Annotated in this window: 22 protein-coding genes; 8 read left to right on the top strand and 14 right to left on the bottom strand. The window is 61.5% G+C overall.

The features are described from left to right. Window positions 1–19 precede the first annotated feature (19 nt). From GKA01_RS07660 to hrcA, 8 genes are all read right to left on the bottom strand, one after another. Window positions 20–1,261: an outer membrane protein assembly factor BamD gene (locus GKA01_RS07660; RefSeq protein ID WP_146861023.1), complete on the bottom strand. Its 1,242-nt coding sequence runs from the start codon at window positions 1,259–1,261 to the stop codon at window positions 20–22. A 3-nt stretch (window positions 1,262–1,264) separates the two neighbouring features. Next, the gene (locus tag GKA01_RS07655; protein WP_146861020.1) at window positions 1,265–1,699 is read right to left on the bottom strand and encodes an ExbD/TolR family protein; all 435 of its coding nucleotides are present in this window, start codon (window positions 1,697–1,699) and stop codon (window positions 1,265–1,267) included. Between the two features lie 72 nt (window positions 1,700–1,771). Continuing rightward, complete coding sequence (locus GKA01_RS07650) at window positions 1,772–2,197, bottom strand: ExbD/TolR family protein (protein ID WP_011252841.1); 426 nt, start codon at window positions 2,195–2,197, stop codon at window positions 1,772–1,774. Between the two features lie 4 nt (window positions 2,198–2,201). After that, window positions 2,202–3,299 (bottom strand): MotA/TolQ/ExbB proton channel family protein, encoded by a 1,098-nt coding sequence (locus tag GKA01_RS07645; RefSeq protein ID WP_146861017.1) that lies wholly within the window; start codon window positions 3,297–3,299, stop codon window positions 2,202–2,204. A gap of 140 nt (window positions 3,300–3,439) precedes the next feature. Further along, entirely contained in the window at window positions 3,440–4,108 is a 669-nt protein-coding gene (locus GKA01_RS07640) for an energy transducer TonB (RefSeq protein ID WP_146861014.1), read from the bottom strand. Between the two features lie 418 nt (window positions 4,109–4,526). Further along, window positions 4,527–5,658, bottom strand: a protein-coding gene (gene prfB / locus GKA01_RS07635; protein ID WP_146861011.1) for a peptide chain release factor 2 whose coding sequence is annotated in 2 segments (ribosomal slippage) — window positions 4,527–5,588 and window positions 5,590–5,658 — 1,131 coding nt in all. Because the reading frame shifts where the segments join, the coding sequence is not laid out codon by codon here. A 39-nt stretch (window positions 5,659–5,697) separates the two neighbouring features. Next, window positions 5,698–8,328, bottom strand: a complete 2,631-nt coding sequence (locus GKA01_RS07630; protein WP_146861008.1) for a penicillin-binding protein 1A — start codon at window positions 8,326–8,328, stop codon at window positions 5,698–5,700. A 107-nt stretch (window positions 8,329–8,435) separates the two neighbouring features. Beyond that, window positions 8,436–9,506 carry a heat-inducible transcriptional repressor HrcA gene (gene hrcA, locus GKA01_RS07625; RefSeq protein ID WP_146861005.1) on the bottom strand — a complete coding sequence of 357 codons (1,071 nt, stop codon included), beginning with the start codon at window positions 9,504–9,506 and terminating at the stop codon, window positions 8,436–8,438. An 83-nt stretch (window positions 9,507–9,589) separates the two neighbouring features. Between hrcA and rph the strand changes: the two genes are divergently transcribed. From rph to GKA01_RS07610, 3 genes are all read left to right on the top strand, one after another. After that, complete coding sequence (gene rph, locus GKA01_RS07620; RefSeq protein ID WP_146861002.1) at window positions 9,590–10,312, top strand: ribonuclease PH; 723 nt, start codon at window positions 9,590–9,592, stop codon at window positions 10,310–10,312. Further along, window positions 10,312–10,908: an RdgB/HAM1 family non-canonical purine NTP pyrophosphatase gene (rdgB, locus tag GKA01_RS07615; protein ID WP_146861098.1), complete on the top strand. Its 597-nt coding sequence runs from the start codon at window positions 10,312–10,314 to the stop codon at window positions 10,906–10,908. Before rph ends, rdgB begins: the two co-directional genes overlap by 1 nt. A 172-nt stretch (window positions 10,909–11,080) precedes the next feature. Next, a complete protein-coding gene (locus GKA01_RS07610; protein WP_146860999.1) occupies window positions 11,081–12,304 on the top strand; it encodes a cation:proton antiporter in 1,224 nt (407 codons plus the stop codon). On the opposite strand, the gene GKA01_RS07605 is transcribed toward GKA01_RS07610, so the two are convergent. Together GKA01_RS07605 and GKA01_RS07600 are read right to left on the bottom strand one after the other, a co-directional pair. After that, entirely contained in the window at window positions 12,305–13,684 is a 1,380-nt protein-coding gene (locus GKA01_RS07605) for an amidohydrolase family protein (protein ID WP_146860996.1), read from the bottom strand. Between the two features lie 109 nt (window positions 13,685–13,793). Next, on the bottom strand, window positions 13,794–15,632 hold the full coding sequence (locus GKA01_RS07600; RefSeq protein WP_146860993.1) for an ABC transporter ATP-binding protein: 1,839 nt from the start codon (window positions 15,630–15,632) through the stop codon (window positions 13,794–13,796). A gap of 151 nt (window positions 15,633–15,783) precedes the next feature. Here GKA01_RS07600 and nth point away from each other — a divergent pair, with 151 nt between their 5' ends. Next, window positions 15,784–16,482: an endonuclease III gene (nth, locus tag GKA01_RS07595; RefSeq protein WP_194265863.1), complete on the top strand. Its 699-nt coding sequence runs from the start codon at window positions 15,784–15,786 to the stop codon at window positions 16,480–16,482. 8 nt (window positions 16,483–16,490) lie between these two features. Here the strand turns inward: nth and GKA01_RS07590 are convergent, their stop codons facing one another. From GKA01_RS07590 to GKA01_RS07575, 4 genes are all read right to left on the bottom strand, one after another. After that, on the bottom strand, window positions 16,491–17,012 hold the full coding sequence (locus tag GKA01_RS07590; protein ID WP_146860990.1) for a hypothetical protein: 522 nt from the start codon (window positions 17,010–17,012) through the stop codon (window positions 16,491–16,493). 65 nt (window positions 17,013–17,077) lie between these two features. Beyond that, window positions 17,078–19,303, bottom strand: coding sequence for a ComEC/Rec2 family competence protein (locus GKA01_RS07585; RefSeq protein WP_244289183.1), 2,226 nt, complete (start codon window positions 19,301–19,303; stop codon window positions 17,078–17,080). 89 nt (window positions 19,304–19,392) lie between these two features. After that, entirely contained in the window at window positions 19,393–20,118 is a 726-nt protein-coding gene (locus GKA01_RS07580) for an NADPH-dependent F420 reductase (protein WP_146860987.1), read from the bottom strand. Next, window positions 20,115–20,702, bottom strand: a complete 588-nt coding sequence (locus GKA01_RS07575) for a cupin (protein WP_146861085.1) — start codon at window positions 20,700–20,702, stop codon at window positions 20,115–20,117. The genes GKA01_RS07580 and GKA01_RS07575 overlap by 4 nt, the downstream gene beginning before the upstream one ends. 178 nt (window positions 20,703–20,880) lie before the next feature. Between GKA01_RS07575 and gltX the strand changes: the two genes are divergently transcribed. Genes gltX through plsY form a run of 4 tightly spaced genes read left to right on the top strand, consistent with a single transcriptional unit; the run spans window position 20,881 to window position 25,145 of the window. Then, window positions 20,881–22,299 carry a glutamate--tRNA ligase gene (gltX, locus tag GKA01_RS07570; protein WP_146860984.1) on the top strand — a complete coding sequence of 473 codons (1,419 nt, stop codon included), beginning with the start codon at window positions 20,881–20,883 and terminating at the stop codon, window positions 22,297–22,299. Then, entirely contained in the window at window positions 22,292–23,233 is a 942-nt protein-coding gene (locus tag GKA01_RS07565; protein ID WP_146860981.1) for an aspartate carbamoyltransferase catalytic subunit, read from the top strand. The genes gltX and GKA01_RS07565 overlap by 8 nt, the downstream gene beginning before the upstream one ends. Next, window positions 23,230–24,516, top strand: a complete 1,287-nt coding sequence (locus GKA01_RS07560; RefSeq protein WP_146860978.1) for a dihydroorotase — start codon at window positions 23,230–23,232, stop codon at window positions 24,514–24,516. The genes GKA01_RS07565 and GKA01_RS07560 overlap by 4 nt, the downstream gene beginning before the upstream one ends. Next, a complete protein-coding gene (plsY, locus tag GKA01_RS07555; protein WP_146860975.1) occupies window positions 24,513–25,145 on the top strand; it encodes a glycerol-3-phosphate 1-O-acyltransferase PlsY in 633 nt (210 codons plus the stop codon). The genes GKA01_RS07560 and plsY overlap by 4 nt, the downstream gene beginning before the upstream one ends. Window positions 25,146–25,183 lie beyond the last annotated feature (38 nt).

The following is a 25,183-nucleotide window of genomic DNA, read 5'->3' as shown; positions in this document are numbered from 1 at the left end:
ATACGTCTGTGACGCTGTGTTACTGCGCAGGACGCGACAGAAGCAGCGACCACAGTTCTGCGACATCACGTGCCGGACCATTACCCGAGACAGACGAAAATGTCTTGATGGCTTCGGCTTTCTGGCCCCCATCCATCTGCGCCATACCGTACTGAACCTGCGCCAGATCGGGATAACGCGGATTTTTTCCAAGGCCTGCCTTCATCAGCGCCAAACCTGCATCAACCTGCCCGTTCAGCACCTGATTATAACCAGTCGTAAGCGCAGGACCTGCATTCGGAGCAGAAACTGCCTGCGTTGCGGCAGAGGCGAGCTGACTGCGGCTCGTTGCGGCCTGCTGAGCAACGAAAGCATGAAATTTGGCATCCGCAGCAGCCGTTGGGCCATTCCCGAGGGAATGATTGGCATAACCCTGATTGAGCAGATTAAGGGCAAGCTGCGGCAGTCCCATCTGGACAGCCCGTTCACCCATATCCTGATAATCGGAAGGATCCTTCAGCACACCGGTCGCCAAACGAAGACGCTCAACGTAGAACACAAGCGGCGGCGAAAGATTCGGATTTGCGACCAGATCATGGATCAGCATCGACCAGTAATCCGGCTTCGAATAATACTTCGCCAGAAGAACATACGCATGCGTCTTGGCATCGTTATCCTTCAGGTTGGTATAGGCCGTTGCGAGCATCTGAAGCTGGTTTTCAGGAGGAGCCTTTCCAGCCTTGATCGTCGCGTCCACCTGTTCCTGCGCGGCTTTGGCAGTGCCTTTCCAGTCCTGCTGGAGATAATAACACTGGATCAGCATCGTCTGCATGCGCGGATCAGCACCGTACTCACTTAGATACCGCTCGGTCGCCGGAATGGCCTGCGCATACTGCTTTGCACTGTAGGCCATCGTAGCCTGTGCCATCAGCATCTGGCCTTTGGCGGCTTTCGGCGTACGAGAGCTGTTAATCAGTACGTCATAGGCTTTTATCGCAGCCTCAGTGTTACCGGACTGTGCCGCGATAGCCGCACGCATCTGGGCCGTCGTATAGGCTTCATAATCGGTCTTGCCCTTGACCGCGTCTGCTGCGTCAACGGCGTCCATCGCCTTGGAATAATTCTTGGACGCCAGAGCACTCTGCGCCTGTTGGAGATCCTTGCCAACAGCCTGCCCGAGGACATCGTCTGCATGAGCGGATCCGCCAAGCGCTACGAGGCCGAAAACACCGGCCAGAAGGAAATTACAAGCGCTCAGACGGCGGTAAAGGGACAAAGACACGAATTACTGTCCTTCCATAAACTGATCCAGACCGACAATACCCAGCTTGGTCATGCCAAGACGCTGCGCATCTGCCATAACATGAGCCACCGTCTTGTAGTCGGCAAGACGATCGGGATGGATATGCATCTCGGGCTGATCCGGCATAGCCGCAGCAGAAGCAAAACGCGCCTGCAGATCAGCTTCGGAGGAGACCGGCTCGTTGTTCCACGAAATGCTGTTGTCGTAGCCAATACTGACGGTCACGAGCTTGGGTTGTTCGGTCGACGGGGGAGGATTGCCCTGAGGCAGATCGATCGCCACCGAGTGTGTCTGAAGCGGGATGGTGATGATCAGCATGATCAGCAGCACCAGCATCACATCGATCAACGGCGTGGTGTTGATATCGACAATGCCTTCGTCTTCGTGCGTGCTGTCAGATCCGACGCTCATGCCCATGACGGCGGTTCTCCAAAAGGGTGACGTAAAAGCAGGGACGGGCCGTTTCGATAAAAACGACCCGACACGACCTCAGTTCGAGTGAGGCTGCTCGGTAATGAAGTCCACGTGGGCGATACCGGCCTCCTGGCAGGTTGCGACCACCTGGCCGACTGCCAGATATTTGGCAGCCTGGTCACCGCGGATCTGGATCTGCGGCTGCGGCTTTTTCTTTGCCGCCTCAACGAGGCGGTTCAGAAGCTCGGTGTGGTTCGGGACAAGCGTCGTGTCCCAGAACACTTGACCGTTTGCATTCACGGCCAGAACCACGTTTCCGGGTTTGGTCTGCGTCGGCTGATTGGCATCAACCGGCAGCTTGACCTTCACCGTATGTGTGGCGACGGGGATGGTGATCAGAAAGATGATCAGCAGCACCAGCATGACGTCGACGAGGGGGGTGGTGTTGATTGCCGACACCACCTCGTCGTCACCGCCGCCTCCTCCGACGTTCATTCCCATGGTATCAGACCCGCTCGCTGGTGGTGATTGTGGTCGGGACAGCCATGCTGCCTTCGGCCGGAGCAACACCGTGACGGAAGCCGCCGATCAGGACAGACTGAATGTCAGCAGCGAAGTTGCGGACGCGATCCATGGCACCCTTGTTACGACGAACCAGCAGGTTGTAACCCAGAACTGCCGGAACAGCGGTAGCAAGACCAATGGCTGTCATGATGAGGGACTCACCAACCGGACCGGCAACCTTGTCGATGGATGCCTGACCGGAAATACCGATGGCCGTCAGGGCGTGATAGATACCCCAGACCGTACCGAACAGACCGACGAACGGCGACGTGGAACCCACCGTACCGAGGAAGGCGAGACCGCCCTGCATACGGGTGTTGATGGTATCAACCGAGCGCGAGATGGACATTTCGGTCCAGGACGGCAGGTCGATCGAGTCACGCATGGAGCCTTCGTGGTGCTCGGCGGCAACGATGCCCGTCTCTGCAATATAGCGGAACGGGGAAGAAGCCTTCAGGGCAGCAGCGCCCTGCTGAACGGACGGCTTGGTCCAGAATTCGCGGGCGGCTTCCTTGGACGCGGCAAACATACGGCCCTGTTCCAGGAACTTCATGACCATGATGATCCAGGTGCCAGCAGACATGATCACCATGATAATCAACACGCCACGGGCAATCGCATCACCGTTGGCCCACAGAGCGCCAAGGCCGTACGGGTTACCCTGAGGAGCGGGAGCTTCCGGCGTTGCTGTTGCGCTTTCACCTGGCGTTGCAGCCGCAGCGGGAGACTGATCGGCAGGAGGCGCGACAGGAGCAGCACCGTCGGCCGGCGCAGCAGCAGGAGCGCCCGGATCATTCGAAGCCGCAGCAGCAGGAGCACCTGCCGGATCGGCCGGCGTCGCGGCAGGTGCAGGGTTGGCGGAGGGATCAACCGGAGCGGCTGCAGGAGCGCTCTGGTCAGCCGGAGCCGGCTGGGCGAAAGCGACGGCCGGTGCAACGGCACCGGAAGCCAAGGCCAGCGTCAGAGCCAGCGCGCTGGCTCTGACGGCACGCGCCTTCGTCGGAACGGCAAGGGCAGGAAGGCGGAACAGTCTGGTCATGAACTCCATATCCTCGTTAGCGATGCCCGTTTTCGGAGCTTTCTTGGGTGTCGGCCATATGGAGACCGGCCCTTTTCTGAGCCCTGCCGAATACAAAAACTCCGGCAGGGCAATTATTTTTGACAACAATCGTCGAAAGATCAGTCGTCACCCATCGTGAAGTCGATGTGCAGGACGTGGTGATGCTCCGTAACCGGAACGCCATTCACGACGGCGGGCTGGTAACGGGCCCGACGAAGGAAGTCGAGCGCACTCTCCACAAACTCATGACCACCGTTTGAACTCACAATGGTACAGTTTGCCGTCTTGCCGGTCGGAAGAATGTCACACGATGCGGTCACATGACCTTCGCGGTTCTCTTCCATGGCCTCGTCCGGATAGACAGCCTGTGCGCCGTTAATCGGTCGCGCGCCTGCCTGGTGATCCGGAACGGCGTCGGCCGGCGGACCCTGCGGCGGAGCCGGTACAGGCTCAGGCGAAGGCGTCGGGCTGGGCGGGACCGGATGCGGCGGCTTCACATGCGTAACACGCTGAACCGCTTTCGGCGGCGGCGGAACGCTGATCTTAGGCGGCGGAATATACGGCGGTGGCGGCTGTTCCATCTGCGGCGGCGGCGGTGGCGGCGGCGGCGGCGGCGGTTTGGGCTGTTCCTTGATGACTTCCGTCTTGATAGGCGGCTTTTCCTGGACCAGCTTGCTCACGGCACCACTCATGAGCGCATAGATCACAGCGCCCATAGCCAGCACGGCCACGACGATCGCGACAATGTAGTCTGTCGGCTTGCGCTGCTGTGCGGCGTAGCTCTTCATGTCGAAACCTTCTTACCCCTCACTGACACCGGCGTTGATCCACATTTGCCGGGTGCGGTGCCCCCGATTTCTGTGTTTCCTTCGGTTTTTCCTGCAGACACATCACGATGAGTCATATGCCCTAGGAACATACCCGATATGCCGATTGGGCAGTCTAACCCCTTCGCTGTCAAGCCGGTTATTGCCTTAATCGAAACGATTTTTTCATATTGACGACATATTCTGCGGTTTTTGGCGACTTGCGACAAACAAAAGTATCACCCGCAATCAGGGTAATGTAATTTCGCTACGCGCCAATATGACAGATTCAAGAAAAAAGTGCCGGGACAGATTGTTGCCCCGGCACTTTTTTCGAATCCATTCCACAGGGATGGATATTCATCTGACGCCGATATCCATTCCGCGTTTTGCAGAACTTTTACTGTGCGCTCGCGCTCGCTTCGGAACGCGTAGCCCCCACACTCTGGGCCAAAGAAGCCGACATGAAGTCGTCCAGGGCGCCATCGAGCACCGCGCCCGGATTTCCCTTCTCCACACCCGTCCGCAGGTCCTTGACGAGCTGATAGGGTGCCAGAACGTAGGACCGGATCTGATGTCCCCAGCCGATATCGGTCTTAGAGGCTTCTGTCTGGGCAGCAGCGGCTTCGCGCTTCTGCAACTCCGCTTCGTACATCCGGGCCCGCAGCATTTCCATCGCCTTAGCGCGGTTGCGGTGCTGCGAACGGTCGGTCTGACAGGCCACCACGATCCCAGTCGGGATATGGGTGATCCGGATGGCCGAATCCGTTTTGTTGACGTGCTGTCCACCCGCGCCCGAGGCACGGAACGTATCGACGCGCAGGTCCGAATCGTTGATCTCGATCTCGATTGAATCATCCACGACCGGATAAACCCACACCGACGCGAAGGACGTCTGGCGACGGGCCGCCGCATCGAATGGTGAGATCCGGACCAGACGGTGCACGCCGGCCTCGGTCTTGAGCCAGCCATAGGCGTTCGCACCACTCACCTGAATGGTGGCGGACTTGATGCCAGCCTGCTCGCCTTCACTGCCTTCGATGAACGTGACCTTGTAGCCATGCTGTTCGGCCCAGCGCGTGTACATGCGCAGGAGCATCTCGGCCCAGTCCTGGGCTTCCGTACCGCCAGCACCCGCGTTCACCTCGACGTAACAGTCATTGCTGTCCGCCTCGCCCGAGAGCAGGCTTTCGATTTCGCGTTTGCGGACGTCTTCGGCAATGGCACGCAGGGTTTGAACAGCATCCTGAACGAGACTGTCATCCCCTTCCATTTCCGCCAGTTCGACCAGTTCGAGCGTGCCTTCGACCTCGGCTTCGATCTGCTGGACGCCTTCGATCTGGTTGGCGAGCGTCGTGCGCTCGCGCATCAGCTTCTGGGCAGCGTCTGCGTCGTTCCACAGGTCGGGGTCTTCAACGCGGTGGTTCAGTTCCGCGAGGCGTGTTGTTGCGACATCCCAGTCAAAGATGCCTCCTCAGCAGTGCCACCGACTGCTTGATCTGCTCGGAAAGGGCCTCGGTTTCGGCCGACATAGTGTCCTCCACTCATAAGGGGGGTCTGTTCTGGTGGTCTTAGTATAGGCCGCCTACGCCGATGTCACCATCGGACGAAGCAGGTTTCTGGGCCTGTCCTGGCGCTGCGGACGACCCGGTGCCGGGCGCGCCGCCTCCCGGCTGATCCGGCATCTGGGCCATGCCGCTTTCGGAATCCGAAATCACGCTGTCCGCGCCCGTATCGGCGGCGGTCAGAGCCTCTGTTCCCGCACCGAAGCCATGCAGCTCAACGGACGCACCCGGAACCTGATCGGTCTTGAAGCCATCGACGGCCGAAATTCGTCCCGTGTCGTAGCTGGCCAACGTAATACCGTCCGGCACGCGGAAGTCGAGCTTCGGACGACTGGCCAGAGCGACCTTCATGATCTTGTTCCAGATCGGCCCGGCAATACGGCCACCATCCGAATTGCGACCCAGCGTCTGGGGCGTGTCGAAACCAACCCAGACCACCGTGACGATATCGGGGGAGAACCCGGCAAACCAGGCATCATGGAAGTCCTGACTGGTGCCGGTCTTACCCGCGATGGGACGGTCGATACCGACACCCGCCATACGGCCGGTGCCCCGGGCGATCACGTCCTGCATCATCTTCACGATCTGGAATGTGCTCTGCTCGCTGGCAAGCGTCGGTCGCGTGTCGGTCAGGGACGGGACAGACACGCTACCGGGTGCCGGCGTGGCCGGGACGGGAGTGGTCGCGGCGGGCGGTGTCGTGCCATCGGCCGGGGCACCGTCCGCAGGAGCAGGCTGTTCGCTCGGCGGAGCCTGCATGGCAGTGCCGAGCTTCAGGCCGCCAGCCTGCCACAATACGTTCCCAGAGCGGTCCTGAATGTCGTCCACGAGGGTCGGCGTGACGATATGGCCACCATTGGCGATCGTGGCGTAGGCCGCAGCCTCGCGCATGACGGTGGTTTCGACGGCGCCCAGCGCTGCGGGCAGAACATGCGGCATTTCCGCTACGAGCCCGGCGCGGATGGCCGTATCGGCGACCGCCTTCATGCCAAGATGGGCGGCCACACGGATCGTGACGAGGTTGCGGCTTTCGCGCAGCGCATCATGCAGCGTCGTTGGGCCCCAGTTGTCATGCTCGTAGTTCTGCGGATGCCAGTCGCCATAGGAAATGGGCGAATCGTCGAAACGCTCGGACGGGGAAATCCCCTGTTCCATCGCGGCAAGATAGACGAACGGCTTGAACGACGACCCCGGCTGACGCAGCGCCTGCGTGGCCCGGTTGAACTGGCTTTCATGGAACGACCAGCCGCCGACCATCGCCAGAACGCGGCCCGTATGCACATCCAGCGTCACGGCCGCGCCTTCGACCTGCGGAATCTGGCGCAGGGCCGCCGAACCACCTTCCTGCGGTTCGATCATGATGACATCCCCGGCACGCAGCGGATGCGCCCGGCGCGCCCAGGCGATATCACTCGCAAGAAGCGCGCCTTTGCGGGGGCTGCCTTCCTCGATCCAGCCGACATGTGTTCCACCCGGAAGCACAACCGCCAGACGCCACTCGCGCAGCATCCCGCCGGGCGGCGTGACGTGATCGAGCACGCTTTCCCAACCATCGTCCTGAATATCCGACAGGTTGCGCAACGGCCCCCGCCAGCCACTATGGGCGCGGTCGTAGTTCATCAGCCCTTCATGCAGCAGGCGCGTCTCGGTGGTCTGAAGGTTCTGGTCCAGACTGGTGTGGACCTCCAGACCGCCCTGCGCCGCACGGTCCTGACCATACTGGGCGATGAGCTGACGACGGACTTCCTCGCCGAACCATTCGGAATCCGGCAAAGGCCCAAAACGCTGCTTCTGCTGAGGGACCAGCGGCTCCTGCTTTTCCAGATCGGCCTGCTCACGGGTCAGAACGCCTGCCTCGACCATCAGGTCCAGCACAAGGTTGCGGCGACCCATTGCGGCCTGCGGATGCAGGAACGGATTGTAGTTCGTGGGCGATTTGGGAAGTGCTGCCAAAGAGGCGGCTTCAGCATCGTCGAGCTGGTCGAGCGGCTTGTTGAAATAGCTCTGCGCGGCCGCGGCGACACCATAGGCGCCGTTCCCGAGATAGATGCCGTTCAGGTAGATTTCGAGGATCTTGTCCTTGGACAGCACCTGCTCCATCTTCATGGCAAGCAGGGCTTCCTTGATCTTGCGATCGAGGCTCACGACGTTGCTATTGAGCAGCATGACCTTCGCCACCTGCTGGGTGATGGTCGAAGCACCCAGCGGACGGCGGCCATGACGCGCGAAAATGTCCGTCAGGCCCGCACGGCCGATCGCCATGAAATCCACGCCGCCATGCGTATAGAAATTATGGTCTTCGGTCGCGATGAAGGCATTCTTCACGCGCTCGGGGATGGCGTTGATCGGGACAAAGATCCGCCGTTCGTTCGCCAGCTCGGCCATCAGACGGTCATCGGCAGCATAGATACGGCTGACGGTCGGCGGCTGATAGGCACGCAGGCTGTCCACGCTGGGCAGATCCGCCACAAGCTTGGCGTAGGTCGTCCAGCCCAGAACGCCCGCCCCGGCCACGCCCACAAGCCCCACACCGGCGATGATCGCCAGGGACTGCCGGTAGCGGCGAAAACGGGGAGGGCGTGGTGGCGTGGCGCCCGGACCTTGAGGGTTACGGGAGCGGAAAGAGCGTCGCGTCATGTCCCCTGCATAGCATTATTCCGCACCTTTAGTCGCCCCGTCTAAAAAGGTCATTTCATGAAAGAGGCGTAACTCCGGGATCATCATCCCGAAACGTCCAGAAGCCCTCAGCCCAGCAGACGACCAACCATTCGCGCGGTGTAGTCCACAACAGGTACGATCCGTCCGTAATTCAGACGGGTCGGGCCGATCACGCCAATCGCACCCACGATTTTCTGGGCTTCATTGCGGGCAGGCGCCACGATCATCGACACGCCCGACATCCCGAACATGCCACTTTCACGCCCGATATAGATCCGCACCCCTTCGGACGCATCGGCCAGTTGCAGAAGCTGGAGCATGGTCTCCTGTGTCTCCAGATGGTCGAACAGCATGCGGATCGTTGTCAGACGCTCGATTTCCGTGATGTCGGCCAGCAGCTTCCCCTGCCCTTTCACGAACAGCGTCCCCCCATCGGCGTCCCACGTCGCAAGACCGCTTTCGATCACACTGGCCGTCAGGGCATCGAGTTCATGGCGGCTGGCGTCCATTTCGTTCCGGACCCGTTCGCGCAGCGTGCCGAGCGTCAGGTCACCAAGGCGGGCGTTCAGGTAGTTCCCGGCCTCGACAAGAGCGGAAGGCGGCACGCCGGGCGGGGTCTCGATGATGCGGTTCTCCACCTGTCCGTCCGAACCCACCAGAATGACCAGAACCCGCCCCGGGCCAAGCGCCACGAACTCGATATGCTTGAGCGCGGCATCCGATTTCGGCGCGAGCACCAGCCCTGCAGCGGAAGACAGACCCGACAGCAGGGACGACGCTTCGGACAGAATGTCCTGATAGGACCGCCCGTGAATATCGAGCCGGCTGTCGATGCTGGCGCGGTCTTCTTCCGTCAGGGTACCAAACTGGAGCAGCCCATCCACAAACAGACGCACGCCCTTTTCGGTCGGCAGACGCCCGGCTGAAACATGCGGGCTGAACAGCAGCCCGGCCCGCGCCAGATCCGCCATGACATTGCGGATCGTAGCCGAAGACAGGGCCGGTTGCAGGCGCTGGGCCAGCGTCTGGCTGCCGATGGGCTCGCCCGTTTCGACATATTCCTCGACGATTTCGCGCAAAATCGCAGCTTCACGATCTCCCAGACCGTGCGGCATCGGGATGGAAGGGCGGAACAAGGGAGGCTGTGGTCGCATCATGGTAAACCCACTGTCGGGGCTGGATGGGTCTGCGTCAAACGCGCTAGAGGCGGGACATATTCTTCCACGGGATCTTTTTTGACATGACTGACACCGCACGCAAGCGTCCATCCGGGCGGGCGCCGGACGAAAACCGCATTGTTTCAATCGAAACAGGCTTTGCCCGCCATGCCGAAGGCTCCGCACTCATCCGTGTGGGCGGCACGGAAGTCCTGTGCACGGCCACAGTCGAGGAGCGTGTTCCGGCGTTCCTGCGCAACAGGGGGCAGGGCTGGATCACGGCCGAATACGGTATGCTCCCCCGGGCGACGCATAATCGCGGCCAGCGCGAGGCGGCCAAAGGCAAACAGTCCGGCCGCACACAGGAAATCCAGCGACTCATCGCCCGCTCACTTCGAGCCTGTGTAGATCTAAAAAAGATGGGGGAGCGGACCATCACGCTCGACTGCGACGTCCTGAACGCGGATGGCGGCACGCGCTGCGCCTCCATTACGGGCGCCTGGGTGGCTCTGGCAATCGCACTGAAGAAAATCAAGCGTTCGCAGGCCCTCACAGCTCAGGTCGCAGCAGTCTCATGCGGGCTGACAGAGGCGGGAGCCGTGCTGGATCTGGATTACCTCGAAGACAGCAGTGCGAAAGCCGATACGAATTTCGTCCTGACGGCGGATGGTGGCATCATCGAAATTCAGGGGACCGCCGAGGACAAGCCGTTTCAGGAGAGCGAATTTTTCGAACTCCTCCGACTGGCAAAACTCGGCACGACCCGACTGTTCGACGCCCAGAATCACGTACTGGAGACTGCATGATGCGGACACTGTCCCGAGGCTCAAAAATCGTTCTGGCCAGCCATAATGCCGGTAAGCTGCGCGAATTCTCCACTCTGCTGGCCGAGAGCGGGATCACCGTTATCTCGGCAGCGGAACTGAACCTCCCGGAACCCGAAGAGACGGAAGAGACCTTCACCGGCAACGCCGCCATCAAGGCCCTGGCCGCGGCCAGGGCTTCCGGACTACCCGCGCTGGCCGATGATTCCGGCTTCTGCGTCGCGGCGCTGGACAATCGTCCGGGCGTCTATTCCGCGCGCTGGGGCGGCCCGACCAAAGACATGCAGATTGCAATGGACCGCGTACATCGGGAAATGGGCGACAGTGCCGATCACCGGGCCTTTTTCGTCGCGGCCCTATGTCTGGCCTGGCCGGATGGCGAAACGCGGACCGTGCAGGGTGAATGTCACGGTACGGTCGTCTGGCCTCCACGAGGCGACCATGGACACGGTTATGATCCAATGTTCGTACCGGAAGGCGGAAGCCAGACCTTTGCGGAAATGACGGAGGCGGAGAAAAATGCCATCAGTCATCGCGGCCGGGCGCTGGAGCAATTCCTGAAGAATTTCATCGCTTGATGACTGGAAAAACCCGGTCTTTCCAAAAGAAAATTCCGGGCTTTCATTCCTTTCAAAAACAGTTTTCTGAAAACAGAAACATAGAATTATTTATTACATAGAAATAAAACTTTACCCAAATTTTTTTGATCCATGTTACCCTGAACGGACCTGAAACAAAAAAGGAATTGTCATGGGGAATGTGACAGCACTGTTTGCGGATGCATTTATATTTGTCCTCGTTCCGTGGGGACTGTGGCAACTGCTCAGGCGTTCCATTCCCATTGCCATCCTGCCCATTCTGGTGGGCATTGTTCTAGCGGTCCTGCATTTTCCAGCGTCAAAGGTCGGTATTCCCTCGCTTTACGGCGATTACATCGGCTGGCTGGCCGTTCTGGTTCTGGCGTTCACCGCCGGACTGGAAATGTGGCAGAATCCGACCCATTCTCCCGAAGCCGAAAACCTCCCCTCCCCGACGCTGGGTCGCCTGCTGGGCGGAGCACTTGTGGCGCTGGGCGTTCCGTTCGTCATCGGGACCATTCTGGTCAAGCTGTTCTTCCTGCCGCTGCATGGCTGGCAGGCCCCGCACGGCAATAGCTGGATCGGCGCCATGTCGATCGGGCTGTGCATTTCCGTCAGTGCGCTGCCGGTCCTGATCGGGATCGTGCGCGAATTGGAGCCTGTGTACCGCCCCGTTGGACAGCTTGCCCTCAAACTCGCGGTCGTGGACGATGCCGCCCTCTGGATCGGGCTGGCCATCCTCCAGTTCGCGGCACGCGGATCGGATGCACTGCATGGCTGGAGCGGATTTGAAGGACTGGCCGTCCTGCTTCTGGTCGGCATGGCGCTCCTGAGCAGCTGGGCCACGCGAAACCTGAAGAACCCGCCGATCTGGATCATCTGGGCCGCTGTTCCGGCCTATCTGGCCGCCGGGTCCTGGGCGAGCCACGAACTGGGGCTGCACGAACTGATCGGTGCCTATTTCGCAGGCGCGCTCATGCCACCGCGCTGGGTCCGTCGCCTGCCGGTCGAAGCTGTGGGGACATTCTCGCTGATCTGGCTGGCCCCGATGTTCTTTGGCCATAGCGGATTGCGGATCGACGGCGATGCGCTGACCTGGCCATCTGTTCTGGCCTCCCTGCTTCTGGTCGTCATTGCGATCGTCACGAAAATCCTTGCCGTCTGGATTTTCCCGCCTGCTCCGGGCCTGACGAACCGTCAGGCGCTGGGCATCGGCTCCCTGTTGCAGTGCAAGGGGCTGATGGAAATTGTGGCTGCGACCATCCTGCACGCGCATGGCATGATTTCGGAATTTGCCTTCGCCTCGCTGATGGTTCTGGCCGTAATCTCAACGACGCTGACCGGGCCGATGTTCCGGCTCGTCTCGGGACGTTCGCGTCCCGAAACCGTAATATAATCAATCCTTCGAACGCACGGGGCCATGACTGACAAGCGCGCCCCGCTGCCAGACCTGATCAATCTGATCCACGGCGGCGATGTTTTCATCCGCATTACCATCCACGATCAACAGATCCGCCCGGCGGCCGGGAGCAATCACACCCCGGTCTGACAGATGCAGCAGGGCCGCGGCATTGCCCGTGGCCAGACTGATGGCCTGCACGGGGGACAGCCCGGCCTGCACCGTCAGATACAGCTCACGATGCTCGGCAAAGCCGGGAACACGGGTCGGGGAGGCCCCGGAATCCGTGCCAAAACCAATCTTCACCCCGGCCCGATACAGCACGGCAAGGTTCTTCTGATTCACCGACAGCGCGTAATGCGAGGCCTTGGTCAGAGGCTTGGCCAGTGTCTCCGTGCGCCATTTCGGGTCTGTAAACTGGCGGCGCAGGGGTTTGTCGATACCTGCCAGAACAAACGGATTGGAGAGCAACTCCGGCTGTTCGGCATAAAGATAATTCGCTTCATCCAGATCCAGCGTCGCAATGTACCATGTACCCTGACGGAGCATCGCCGCGATCAGATCATGATCCACCGGCTGGTCCCGCACGCCATGCGCGAGAATATCGGCTTTTGCCGCCACGATGGCCTTGGCGACGGCGAGATCGTGGATATGGACAGCAACCCGCGTGTCATGCTGATGCGCCTCGTCGATAGCCGCCTGATAAATGGCGGGGGGCATCATCGGATATGTTTTGCCATCAGGAATATCGTTACGAAAATCGTCCACCCAGACCTTCACCAGATCGGTGTGCTCCGCAATCATCTGGTCCACATCCTTGCGGGTTTCTTCAGGCGTGGTTGGACGAAAGACCTGATCGGAGCCAACACCCTTGACCATCGCAGCAGGAGGAGCACCCGCAAACGCACCAATCCCCTGATCCACGCCATACAGATCCGCCCCCGGATTGCGGCCCTCATGCTGTTCCTGACGCAGCGTATCGAACAGCGGAGAGCGATTCAGACCCAGCGATGCAACGCTTAAAACACCGTAATCAGAATACTGCTTCAATGCGGCGAGAATATTGGCGCGGGTATAGTTGTCACGACTGGCCCCCGTACCTTTCACGAGGCCGATATGAACATGATCGCTGATGAGAGCAGGCATCAGCGTCTTACCCGTCAGATCCACGTGCCGCGCATCAGCGGGAGCCGGGATGCCGACAGAGAGGATCGTGCCGTTTTCAATAACGACTGTCGCGTCCGGCTGTGCCAGGGCGCCTGTTCCGTCGATCAACCGCGCATGATCGAACGCCACAGGCTCCGCCATCGCACTCCCGAATGCAAGGGCAGCAGGGGTTGCAAGCAGCAGGGCAGCGAAAGCGGAACGGATGGTCATGCGACGGTCTCCTGTGTGAATTCCGTCGGGCATACTGCGGTCCGCGCGGAAACGTCCATCAGTGATGGAACGCGACCAGGCACGAAAAGATGCAAAGACGCCGCCGACCTCACCCTTCCAGCGACTGAAGATCGAACAGACGGCGGTAGATCCCGCCTTCGCGTGTAATCAGTTCGGCGTGCGTTCCGTCTTCCTTCAGTGCCCCCTGACTGAACACGAGGATGCGGTCCAGTTCCATGACGGTTGAAAGACGATGCGCCACAACGATGACGGTCCGGTTCTGCATCAGGCGACGCATCGCATCCTGCACAAGGGATTCAGATTCCGAATCGAGGCTGGACGTCGCTTCGTCGAAAATCAGGATAGGCGCATCGGCCAGAAAGGCGCGGGCAATGGCAACCCGCTGGCGCTCCCCGCCCGAGAGCTTCACGCCACGCTCACCGACCATGGTTTCATAGCCCTCAGGCAGCCGCTCAATGAACGGCGCCGCATTGGCAAGACGGGCCGCCTCCTCGATCTCGGCGCGGCTCGCACCGGGCCGCGCATAGGCTATGTTTTCCGCAAGCGTACGATGAAACAAGACCGGTTCCTGCGGAACAATGGCGATATGCGCGCGCAGGGACTCCTGCGTGACATGGGCAATATCCTGCCCGTCCACCACGATCCGCCCGCCATTCACGTCATAAAGGCGCTGGAGCAGCTTGGTCAGGGTCGTCTTGCCCGATCCGCTCGGCCCGACAAGCGCCACGCGGGAGCCAGGCGCGATGTCGATGCTCAGGTCGCGGTAAAGCGGTTTGGCCTGCCCCGGATACTGGAAGTCCACATGATCGAAGTGAATCGCCCCTGTCGTGAAACGGGCTGTCTGGGCATCGTCTGCGTCCTGAATGGCGGGATCGCGACGGAAAATCGCCACGAGTTCGTCCATCTCATTAACCGAACGCTGCACCTGACTGACCTGCTGCCCCAGATCGCGCAGATACCCCTGCACGAGGAACATCATGGTCAGGACATACGCCACATCCCCCGGACCGGCCTTGCCGTCCCACCACAGCCAGACGGCCAGCCCGATCAGCAGCATTCGCATGGCGAGCGAGGCCAGAGCCTGAAGATTGGCGCTGTTGGTCCCGCGCACCCAGGTCTTCAGAGTGCGCTGACGCCAGCCACGGATGATGCTGTCGAGCCGGTCATCCTCGCGGCTTTCCGCGCCGAATGCCTTGACGACCGGATTGCAGGTCACGGCATCCGCCATGGCCGCACCCATTTTCGTGTCCCATTCATTGGACGCACGGGCGGTGGGCGCGACATAGCGTAGGGTCAACATGATAGAGAGCGTAGCAAACAGCACCACCGAAACCGCCAGAACCGACCCCATCAGCGGCGAACGGACCATAAGAACCGCCGTCGTCCCGCCCAGAACCAGCACTTCCGGCGCGATCAGAAGCAAGAGCGTGTCGTCCAGCGTATCAATGGCCCACATGCCGCGCGTCAGCTTGCGAACAGTCGAACCCGCGAAATTGTTGGCATGCCAGTCCGTCGAAAAGCGCTGCACCCGATCGAACGCCTGATTGGCAACACGGTGCATGATGGCAAGCGTGAGATACGAAATCCCTATGAAGGAGGAACGCCGCCCGAACAGCCCGACCAACCCAAGGACGATCAGCCCCGCGACCATCAGCCCCGCATCGTCGCGCAGATGCAGCAGTTCCGAGGTTTTCTCTACAGTAGGGCCAGCGGCATGACGGGAAACATCCTCCACCAGACGGCCTGCGAGAATGGGCGTGCAGACATCGGCCAGCGTAGCGAGGGCAACGCCACCAAGGGTCTTGGCAAGCAGAAGGGGATGGTCACACCAGCGGCCACAGACAAAGGACAGGACCTCCGTGAAGGAGACATCCTGCTTACGGCCCTCCTGCTGCTGGCGGCTCATGGAAAGAGAGGTATCAGACACAGGACGCTCCGCCGTATGCCTGTCTGCGGTGTCATGCAAGACAGGCCACGGTGTAATGGCATGGGGTGTGATGGCATGGAATTTTCAAAACTTTGCCGTATCTTGCTGTGTGTCCGAACCGGACGCAACACACGCTATTGGAGTGCCCGTCATGACCGATGCCCCCGCAACCGCGAAGCGGGCCATGAGCAAGGCGGCGGCCAAAGCCTTCATCACAGCACTGGCCGAAGCCAATCCCGATGCGGAAAGCGAACTGGTGTTCCACAATCCGTTCGAATTACTGGTGAGCGTCGTGCTGTCGGCACAGGCGACGGACAAATCCGTCAACAAAGCGACGAAAGGCCTGTTCGAGGAAGCCCCCGACCCGGCCTCCATGGCGGCCATCGGCGAAGAGGGTATTGCGCGGCACATCCGCACCATCGGCCTGTGGCGGGCGAAAGCGCATAATGTGGACCTACTCTGCCATCAGTTGCTGGAGCGTCACGGCGGACAGGTACCATCCGACCGAGCCTCGCTCGAGGCGCTGGCCGGTGTAGGGCGCAAGACAGCAAATGTCGTGATGAATGTCGCATTCGGCGCGGATACGATGGCGGTCGATACCCATATTTTCCGTATCGGCAACCGCACCGGTCTGGCCCCCGGCAAAACCGTGCGACAGGTCGAGGACGGGCTGATTGCACGCATCCCGAAGGACATGCTCCGCCCTGCGCATCACTGGCTGATCCTGCACGGACGTTATGTCTGCAAAGCCCGCGCGCCAGAATGCTGGCGCTGCCCGGCCACGACGTGGTGCCTGTATCCGGACAAACGCATGGTGGCTCCCGCGACACGGAAAGCTGCCGCGCGCTAGACGCCCCTTCAGAAAATCTGGGCGGCTGTCCGGCGCGGGGCCTGATAGGACACGGAATAGACCACGATGCTGTTCAGAACGCGCATATGGGTCGTCACGGAAAAACCGTTCGCATTCCAGGTGATGTTTTCCGTCATGGGCGCGCGGACGTCGAACAGGGGCTGACCATATTTCTGACGAATGGCACGTCCCCATTCCTCCGCGCAGATGCGGACATCACCGGAATCCGTATCCGTCAGGGCATGAACCTCAACGGACGCCAGACGCCCGCCCAGAAAATTCACGTCCACGGTCGAAAGGCAGGAGCCGATGAACGGTCCCTGCATGACGTAACGCGCAAAACCCGGACGCGGCACCGGAAAGGGCAGCGCCGTCAGTTGCGGATGGCTGATCTGCGCTTCCGGGACGCTCATGCCCAGAGTCAGCCCCTCCCAGATCGCAGCCGGAGCAGCCTGCACCGGGCGGGCGATCATCAGTGACAGGCCAGACAAAACGGCTCCCAGAACAGCCCTTGCGGTTTTATGAGCCACGATAACGGATCTCCTTATGGAGCAATCCTAAAGGGCGATTACTTTCCAAAACGTTGAGACGCGGCTTATTCCGATTGGGCCAGAGGCAGATTGGGCATGCCGTGCCAGCCCACGGGCGGAACCCAGAGCCGGTTTCCCCGCCAGATCCGATCCGAAACGATCCTGAAGACGCGGCCGGCGAACACGCTGTAGGCCCCGTCGCGCCAGACCGAAAACCGATCAATGGACGGCACATCAGGGCAACCTTTGCGGGCGGGGGATGCGCTGATGAACAGGCTTACGCCTTCACACTGTGCCGCCGTCGGCAGCGCGGTTCCGTCCGATGGGTCGCGGACCCGCAGCAGGACAGTCCCGGAGCCAACCGCCACCCGACACGGGCCGGAGAGGCAGTCTGACGGCAGAACCCCCGTGGGAAGCGCAAGAGCCTTCTGCCAGTCTTCCAACGTGCGACGTTCCAGACCCGAATGCGGACCGACCAAAAGCATGCCCTGACTGCGAACCGCCATCAGCCCCGCATCCGCCGACACGAGAATATCCGGTTTCGGGGCCATCCAGATGGACCCCACCCCGATCGCAACCGGCAGCAGACCAGCAAGGGCAATCCGGCCTTTCCACAGACACAGGAAGCAGAGCCCCAGCATTACGAGCAGCAGCCCCCAGCCCGGCATGGCCGGAACAGGCTGATGCGCCATCGGAAACGCCGCCACGCGCTCCGCCAGTGTCTGAACGATACGAATGCCTACGCCCATCAGTTTCAGAAACGGCGCTTCGGCATGAAACGGCATGGTCACAAGAGCCAGAAGCCCGACTGGCATGATCCAGACAGCAGCCAGCGGCACAGCCACGAGATTGGCCAGCACGAACCAGGGCTGAAGCGCGCCGAAATGCGCCATGCTGACCGGCAGCGTCGCCAGTCCGGCAAGAAGGCTCGTCAATGTCAGGGCCGCGCCATGGGAAGCCACAACCCTGTACCATTCACCCTCCCCACGCAGCCACATGAGCGGTTCGCGCAACACGCCATAACCCGCGATCAGCCCCATCACGGCAGCGAAGGACATCTGGAACGACACATCCACCACCGAAACCGGCGAAACCAGCAGAATCAGAAGCGCTACAATGGAGAGCGAACGCATGGACAGAACGCGCCGCCCGGTCACGATGGCCAGCGTCACAAGGCTAGCCATGCCCAGCGCCCGCAGACTGGGCAGATGCGCACCCGTCAGCAGCACATAGGCTGCTCCGGCCAGCAGCCCGGAAACGGCTGCAATCTGCCGGCACGGCCAGCGCAGGGCGACATATTCGATGGACGCCAGACCACAGCGCACTGTTACGATGACAGCGGCCATCACCAGACCCAGATGCAACCCCGCCACAGCGAGGAGGTGCGCCAGACCGGATGCCGAAAACGCTTCCCTCGTCTGCGGGTCGATGCCTCCGGCTTCACCTGCCAGAAGCGTGGCGGCAATGGCCGCCGTCTGGTCGGACAGGGCTGCATTGGCCCTCAGGGTCACGGTTTCACGCAGGGATTCGACAACCCCCCTGACGAGACCACCCGGCCCGGACCGGCTAGCAGATGCGCTGTCGAGGCTGACCGGACCCAGTGCATAACCGCTTCCCGCCAGTCCCGAAAACCAGGCCTCGCGCTGAAGATCGCGTCCTCCGGGCCAGGACGGTGGTGGTGGGGGACGGAGCATGGTCCGCAGGTGGATCATGCTGCCAGGGCCGGGCAAGAGATCCTCATCGTCGCGCAGCCGGATATGTAACGTGCGGCGCAGTGGAGCCATTCCAGCATCGACAGGCGTGTCAAACACCGCATCCCCCAGCGTGACACGATGACCATCATCCTCGTCATCACTGCGCGGAGACAGCATCTCAAGCGACAAAACGCGCGCCGTCAGAATGGTGGCATGAGTCGGCAGGACCGGCATGGGGGGCTGCATCCGGGCCTGAAAAGCCAGATCCCCAAAACCGGTTGCAAGAGCCAGAAACGCGAATCCCAACAGGCGCGGAAACAGCCGCTGCCAGCCCCACCAGAAACACCCAGCCCCTGACAGGCCGAACAGCAGAGTAAGAAGCACCACGCAAAGAACGGAGGGTTCGAACGGCAGCGCGAGATAGAGCATGGCCCCCAGCCCGACACCCACCGGAATCCAGCAGATCAACTGCCGCCCCTGATCCAGAATGAAACGGATTATGCCGGCAGAAGGCGTCTGCACGGTTACAGACCGTTCCGCCTTTTCCAGAAGTTCGCGCGGCTCAAGATCCGGAACGGAGAGGGTCTTTGTCTTCACGGACAGGACCGTAACGGATTTTTGCGCAGGACGCTCCTCCCCGATCGGAGTCAGCGGATCCTGCGGCGTAGATGCGTTAACGTGGCCTGTTATTGCGGAAGATTCAGCGCCTGCTTCAGACCAGCGACATCCCGCTCGAGTTCAAACCCGGTGCTCCCCGGCTGAAACAGCTTTGCGGTCGCAAGATTTCCGGTCACGACAGGGTCAAACCCCGCTGCCTTCACCAGAACACTCACCTGAGACACGGCTTGCGCATCATCACCCGCTACCGGCACCGCCAGCAGCGGCGCGACACGGTGCGCTTCGGAACGCAGCGTACTCATGTCGATGGAATTGAATGCCCGCACCACATGCGCGGACGGAAAATAACGCTGGGTCGTCACCCCTGCCCCGTCCCGCTGCGCCGTATCCGCAATCGCTCCGTCCCGCCAGGGATAGGGATTGGAAGGGTCCAGCACGATCTTGTCCATCAATGTCCGGCTGAGTTGCGGGCCGAGCTGAGGAATGGCGCCATAGGGGACAGCGAGCACCACCACGTCTCCAAAAACCGCAGCCTGCGCGGGTGTGCCAGCCGTAGCAAGCGGGCCGAGAGATGTCGCAAGCGACTGGGCTTCCATCAGGGAACGGGCCGAAACCATGACGTGATAGCCCGCACGAACCCAGAGTTCAGCCAGCGTCGTGCCCACATGACCCGTGCCAATGATGCCGATCCGGGTTTTCTGGGTGGGTGCTTCAACCGCGCTGGCGCTACTGACCGTAGCCAGCCCCGCGAGCGCTGCAAGGAAAGGACGGCGCCTGAGAGGAAAACCCGTCATGATGGGTGCCACTCCCGTGCGAGAACACCTGCTGCGCCCTGAACCGGATCGGTTTTCGGGAATGGCAGACCGTGAATACGGGCACTCTGCTCCGCTGTAGGCGCGGCGCGGAGAATGTCGAAGGACTGGTTGGGCGGATAAGCGCCTATGACGGTAAAATCCTCATCCGAGCCAAAATTGCAATGCCCCGTTCCGGCCGGAAGCACGGCGATGTCGCCACCGCGCACCTCGACCGTCCGGGCATTCGGCCCTCCAAGCATCAGGCGTGCGGAACCATTGGAAAAGCCCAGAACTTCATGACCAAGGCTGTGATAGTGATGAAACGGATAAACACCGTTGCGCCACTGCGGCGGCCAGCCGTTCCGGCTGAACAGGTCTTCATACACCGCCTCGCGATCCGGCCCGGATTCAAGCACATTGCGATAGACGATGACGGGCAGATCCGGATTGTTCGGAACCCAGTCATTGGCGCGCAGCTTAAAGACATCCACACGGGAGGTCGTGGCGCTGGCGTGATGGATCTTCCCCTCTCCGAAGGTCAGACCCAGCCCTGCCAGCAGGGCATTGAAATCTCGTCTGTTCATTGGAAAGGCACCACCCGGACTATTGAATCCCACAATAGGCCGCTTCGGGAGGCGGCTGGAAATCACACGCGCTTGAAGAACCTTAGCGTTTTGTAAAGCGATGGCGCGTGACGAAGCACCTGAGTCACGCAGGCGCAGGCGGATGGAAGCGCGGGTCAGAGCATGATATGACGGCGGCATGACCATCCGTACGCGATTTGCCCCCTCCCCGACGGGTCTGCTGCATGTCGGCAACGCCCGCGCCGCCCTGTTCAATTTCCTCTTTGCCCGTCATCATGGCGGCGAATTCCTCCTGAGGATCGAGGACACCGACAAGGAACGCTCCACTCAAAAAGCCGTGGACGTGATTTTTGACGGTCTGGCCTGGATGGGAATCGAGGCGGATGCGGAACCGGTTTTCCAGTCCGCCCGGCAGGACCGCCATACGGAAGTGGCGCTTGAGCTTCTGGAAAAGGGTCAGGCCTACAAGTGCTTCTGCACCCCCGAAGAACTGACCGCCATGCGTGAGAAGGCCATGGCCGAGAAGCGCCCACCCCGTTACGACGGCACATGGCGGGACCGCGATCCGTCCGAAGCGCCCGCCGGTGCACCCTATGTCGTGCGTCTGAAGGCCCCGCGTGACGGCGAGACGGTCATCAAGGATCTGGTGCAGGGCGAAGTCCGGGTCGCAAACTCCGAAATGGACGACCTGATCCTGCTGCGTTCAGACGGCACGCCGACCTATCTGCACGCCGTGGTCGTGGACGATCACGATATGGACATCACCCATGTCATGCGCGGTGACGATCATCTGACAAACACCTTCCGTCAGGCCATGATCTATCGCGCCATGGGCTGGAACCTGCCGCATTTCGCGCATCTGCCGCTGATCCATGGGCCGGACGGTGCCAAGCTGTCCAAGCGCCATGGCGCGCAGTCAGTCGTGGATTTCCGCGAGGAAGGCTATCTGCCGGAAGCGTTGTGCAACTACCTGCTGCGTCTGGGCTGGGGTCATGGCGATGCCGAAGTCCTGTCCCGCGAGGAGCAGATCAAGCTGTTCGACCTGGATGGCGTCGGCCGCTCCCCGTCCCGGATGGATTACGTCAAGCTGGCGCATCTGAACGGGATCTGGATGCGCGTCGCCGATGATGCGCGCCTGACGGATGACGTCATGCAGCGTCTTGCAGGCCGCGACGGCGTTGTGACCGACGACCGCACCCGTGCACGCATTCTTGCAATGATGCCGGGCCTCAAGGAACGCGCAAAAACACTCGTAGAACTGGCGGACAACGCCGCTTTCGCAGGCTTCACCCTGCCCCTGACCTTCACCCCCAAAGCCGAGAAGCTGCTGGGCGAGGACGGGCGCACGGTTCTTCAAGGCGTAGGCAAGGATCTGGCCGCGCTTTCGGAATTCACGCCCGAAACCGTCGACGCAACGCTCCGCGCCTATGCTGAAAAACATGAGATCAAGCTCGGCTCCGTGGCCCAGCCGCTGCGCGCGGCCATGACCGGTTCCACGACGTCTCCGGGCATTGACCTGACGCTCGCGGCGCTGGGACAGGACGAGGTTCTGGCCCGCATCGCAGCCGTTCTTGCATCCGCATCCAACGATGGCTGAGCGGCCCGCCGTCCCCCGGCATCTCCTGGGAATCGAGGGGCTGTCGGCCGAACAGCTCGTGCCGTTCCTCGATCTGGCGGAGAGCTATGCGCTGCTGAGCCGCTCGCGCTCCGCGCCGCGCGATGCGCTGCGGGGGCGGACGGTCATCAACCTGTTCTATGAAGACAGCACCCGCACCCGTACGAGTTTCGAACTCGCGGGGAAGCGGCTTGGCGCGGACGTCATCAACATGTCCGTCGCCACAAGTTCAGTGAACAAGGGCGAGACGCTGCTGGATACAGCAGCGACGCTGAACGCCATGCGCTGTGACCTGCTGGTTATCCGCCACGCGCAGTCCGGTGCGCCGGCCCTGCTGTCGCAGAAAGTCGAAGCCAGCGTCGTCAATGCTGGCGACGGCACACATGAACACCCGACACAGGCGCTGCTGGATGCCCTGACCATCCGCCGGCATTTCGGCCGCCTTGAGGGCCTTACGGTCGCCATCTGCGGGGATGTCGGACACAGCCGGGTGGCACGCTCCAACATCCACCTGCTGACAGCATTCGGAAACCTGGTACGGCTGGTCGGACCACCGACGCTTCTTCCGGGTGCCATGGCCAGCCTCGGCAATGTCGAACTATATTCCGACATGGACAAGGCGCTCGAGGGCGCGGATGTTGTCATGTCCCTGCGGCTCCAGAAAGAGCGCATGGGGGCTGGGCTGGTGCCGAGCGCACGGGAATATTTTCATTTCTTCGGGCTGGACCGCCGCCGTCTGGCACTGGCCAAACCCGGCGCGCTCGTCATGCATCCGGGACCGATGAACCGTGGCGTCGAAATCGCTTCGAACGTAGCGGATTCGGATCAGAGCGTGATTTCCGAACAGGTTGAAATGGGCGTGGCTGTGCGGATGGCGGTTCTGGACCGTCTGTCCCGGGCACGGATGCCGGTATGACTGATATCGTTTTTGAGAATGTCCGCCTGATTGATCCGGCTTCAGGCCGCGATGAGACCGGACGACTTGTGGTACGTCAGGGGAAGATCGTCGCCTGCGAAGACGGGTCGGTCCCCGAAGGCGCGCGGGTCATTGATGGCGCGGGAGCCGTGCTGTGTCCCGGTCTGGTGGACATGCGCGTGGCCCTCGGAGAGCCGGGATCGGAATACCGTGAGAGCGTGTCTTCCGGGGCGCGGGCTGCCGTCGCGGGTGGCATCACCACCATGGCGGTCCTGCCCAACACCTCCCCGCCGATCGACAATCCGGCGCTCGTGCATCTGCTGCGGGTCCGGGGCGAAGAGACGGGCATGGTCTCGATCCATCCTTACGGCGCGCTGACGCGCGGCTGCGAGGGCGGCGAAATGGCCGAACTCGGGCTGCTCCGCAACGCCGGAGCCGTGGCGTTCACGGACGGAACCCGCGCGATTTCAGACGCCAAGCAGATGCGCAACCTGCTATCCTATTCACGCTTTCTCGACGCCATCGTGGTGCAGCATCCGGAAGATCCGTCTCTGGCCAAAGGGACCTGTGCCACGGCCGGAGCACGCGCGGTGCGGATGGGTCTGCCGCAGGTTCCGGCCGAAGCCGAGGCCATCATGATCGCCCGCGATCTGCGTCTGGCGGCCATGACCGGGGCGCGGCTGCATTTCGCCCATGTCTCGACGGCAGAGGGGCTGGATCTGATCCGTGCGGCCAAGAGCCGGGGCGTCCGTGTGACCTGCGATACGGCGCCGCCCTATTTCGCCATGACCGAAGACGATATCGGCGACTTCCGCACCTACGCGAAACTCTCGCCCCCCCTACGCAACGATACGGACCGACAGGCCGTCTGCGCAGCACTGGCGGATGGAACGATCGACGCCGTAGCCTCGGACCACGCTCCGGCAGACCCAGATGACAAGCGCCTGCCTTTCGCGCAGGCTCGCGCTGGCGGCACCGGACTGGTCACGCTGCTGGGCGTCACGCTTGGCGCGGGACTGCCGCTTGTGAATGCCCTGCGGCTGGTGACATCTGCTCCGGCAGCCCTGCTGGGCCTTGACGCCGGGACGCTGGCAGTCGGGAGCGATGCCGATCTATGCCTGTTCGATCCGGAAGGCTCCTGGACTGTGGTCGCCGGAGAGCTCCCGGGACGCGCGCAGAATACACCGTTTGACGGTCGGGATCTGAAAGGCCGTGTCCTGCGGACGTTCAAGCGGGGCGTGGAAGTCTTCACAGCTGACGGGCTGGCGGAGGCACAGTCATGAGCGGTTTTCAGGCACAGCTCATCCTGCTCTTTCTCGTGTCCTACGTCATCGGAAGCATCCCGTTCGGGCTGCTCCTGACGGCGCTTTCTGGCGGCGGCGACATCCGCAAGATCGGTTCGGGCAATATCGGCGCAACCAACGTCCTGCGCACGGGACGACGCGGCCTGGCTGCGGCCACGCTACTACTGGATGCACTCAAGGGAGCTGCGGCAGTCCTGATCGCACGGTTTTTCTTCCCCGGCGCGAGCGAGATGACCATGGCCGTGGCGACCGTCGCCGTCGTCCTCGGGCACTGTTTTCCGGTCTGGCTCGGCTTCCGGGGCGGCAAGGGCGTCGCCACCGGCCTTGGTACACTCTGGGTCCTGAGCTGGCCTGTCGGACTGGCATGCTGTGTGATCTGGCTGCTTGTCGCCCGCCTGAGCCGGATTTCCTCAGCAGGAGCGCTGGCAGCTTTCCTTCTGGCCCCCGTGCTGATGGTGTTTCTGTCGGGAAAACCCGTCTCTTCTCCTGTTCCCATCGCGACGTTGCTCGTCTCTTTGCTGATCTGGGTGCGACACGCCGGCAATATTGGCCGCCTCCTGACAGGTCGGGAGCCTCGTGTGACGGTCGATCAGGCGCCCCCTCGCTAGATTTTAAGCGACTATTAATGAATCTGCCTTAAAGCAGA

The sequence above is a fragment of the Gluconobacter kanchanaburiensis NBRC 103587 genome (assembly GCF_007988905.1).
Taxonomy (GTDB): domain Bacteria; phylum Pseudomonadota; class Alphaproteobacteria; order Acetobacterales; family Acetobacteraceae; genus Gluconobacter; species Gluconobacter kanchanaburiensis.
This window is presented reverse-complemented; position numbering and strand designations above follow the sequence as displayed.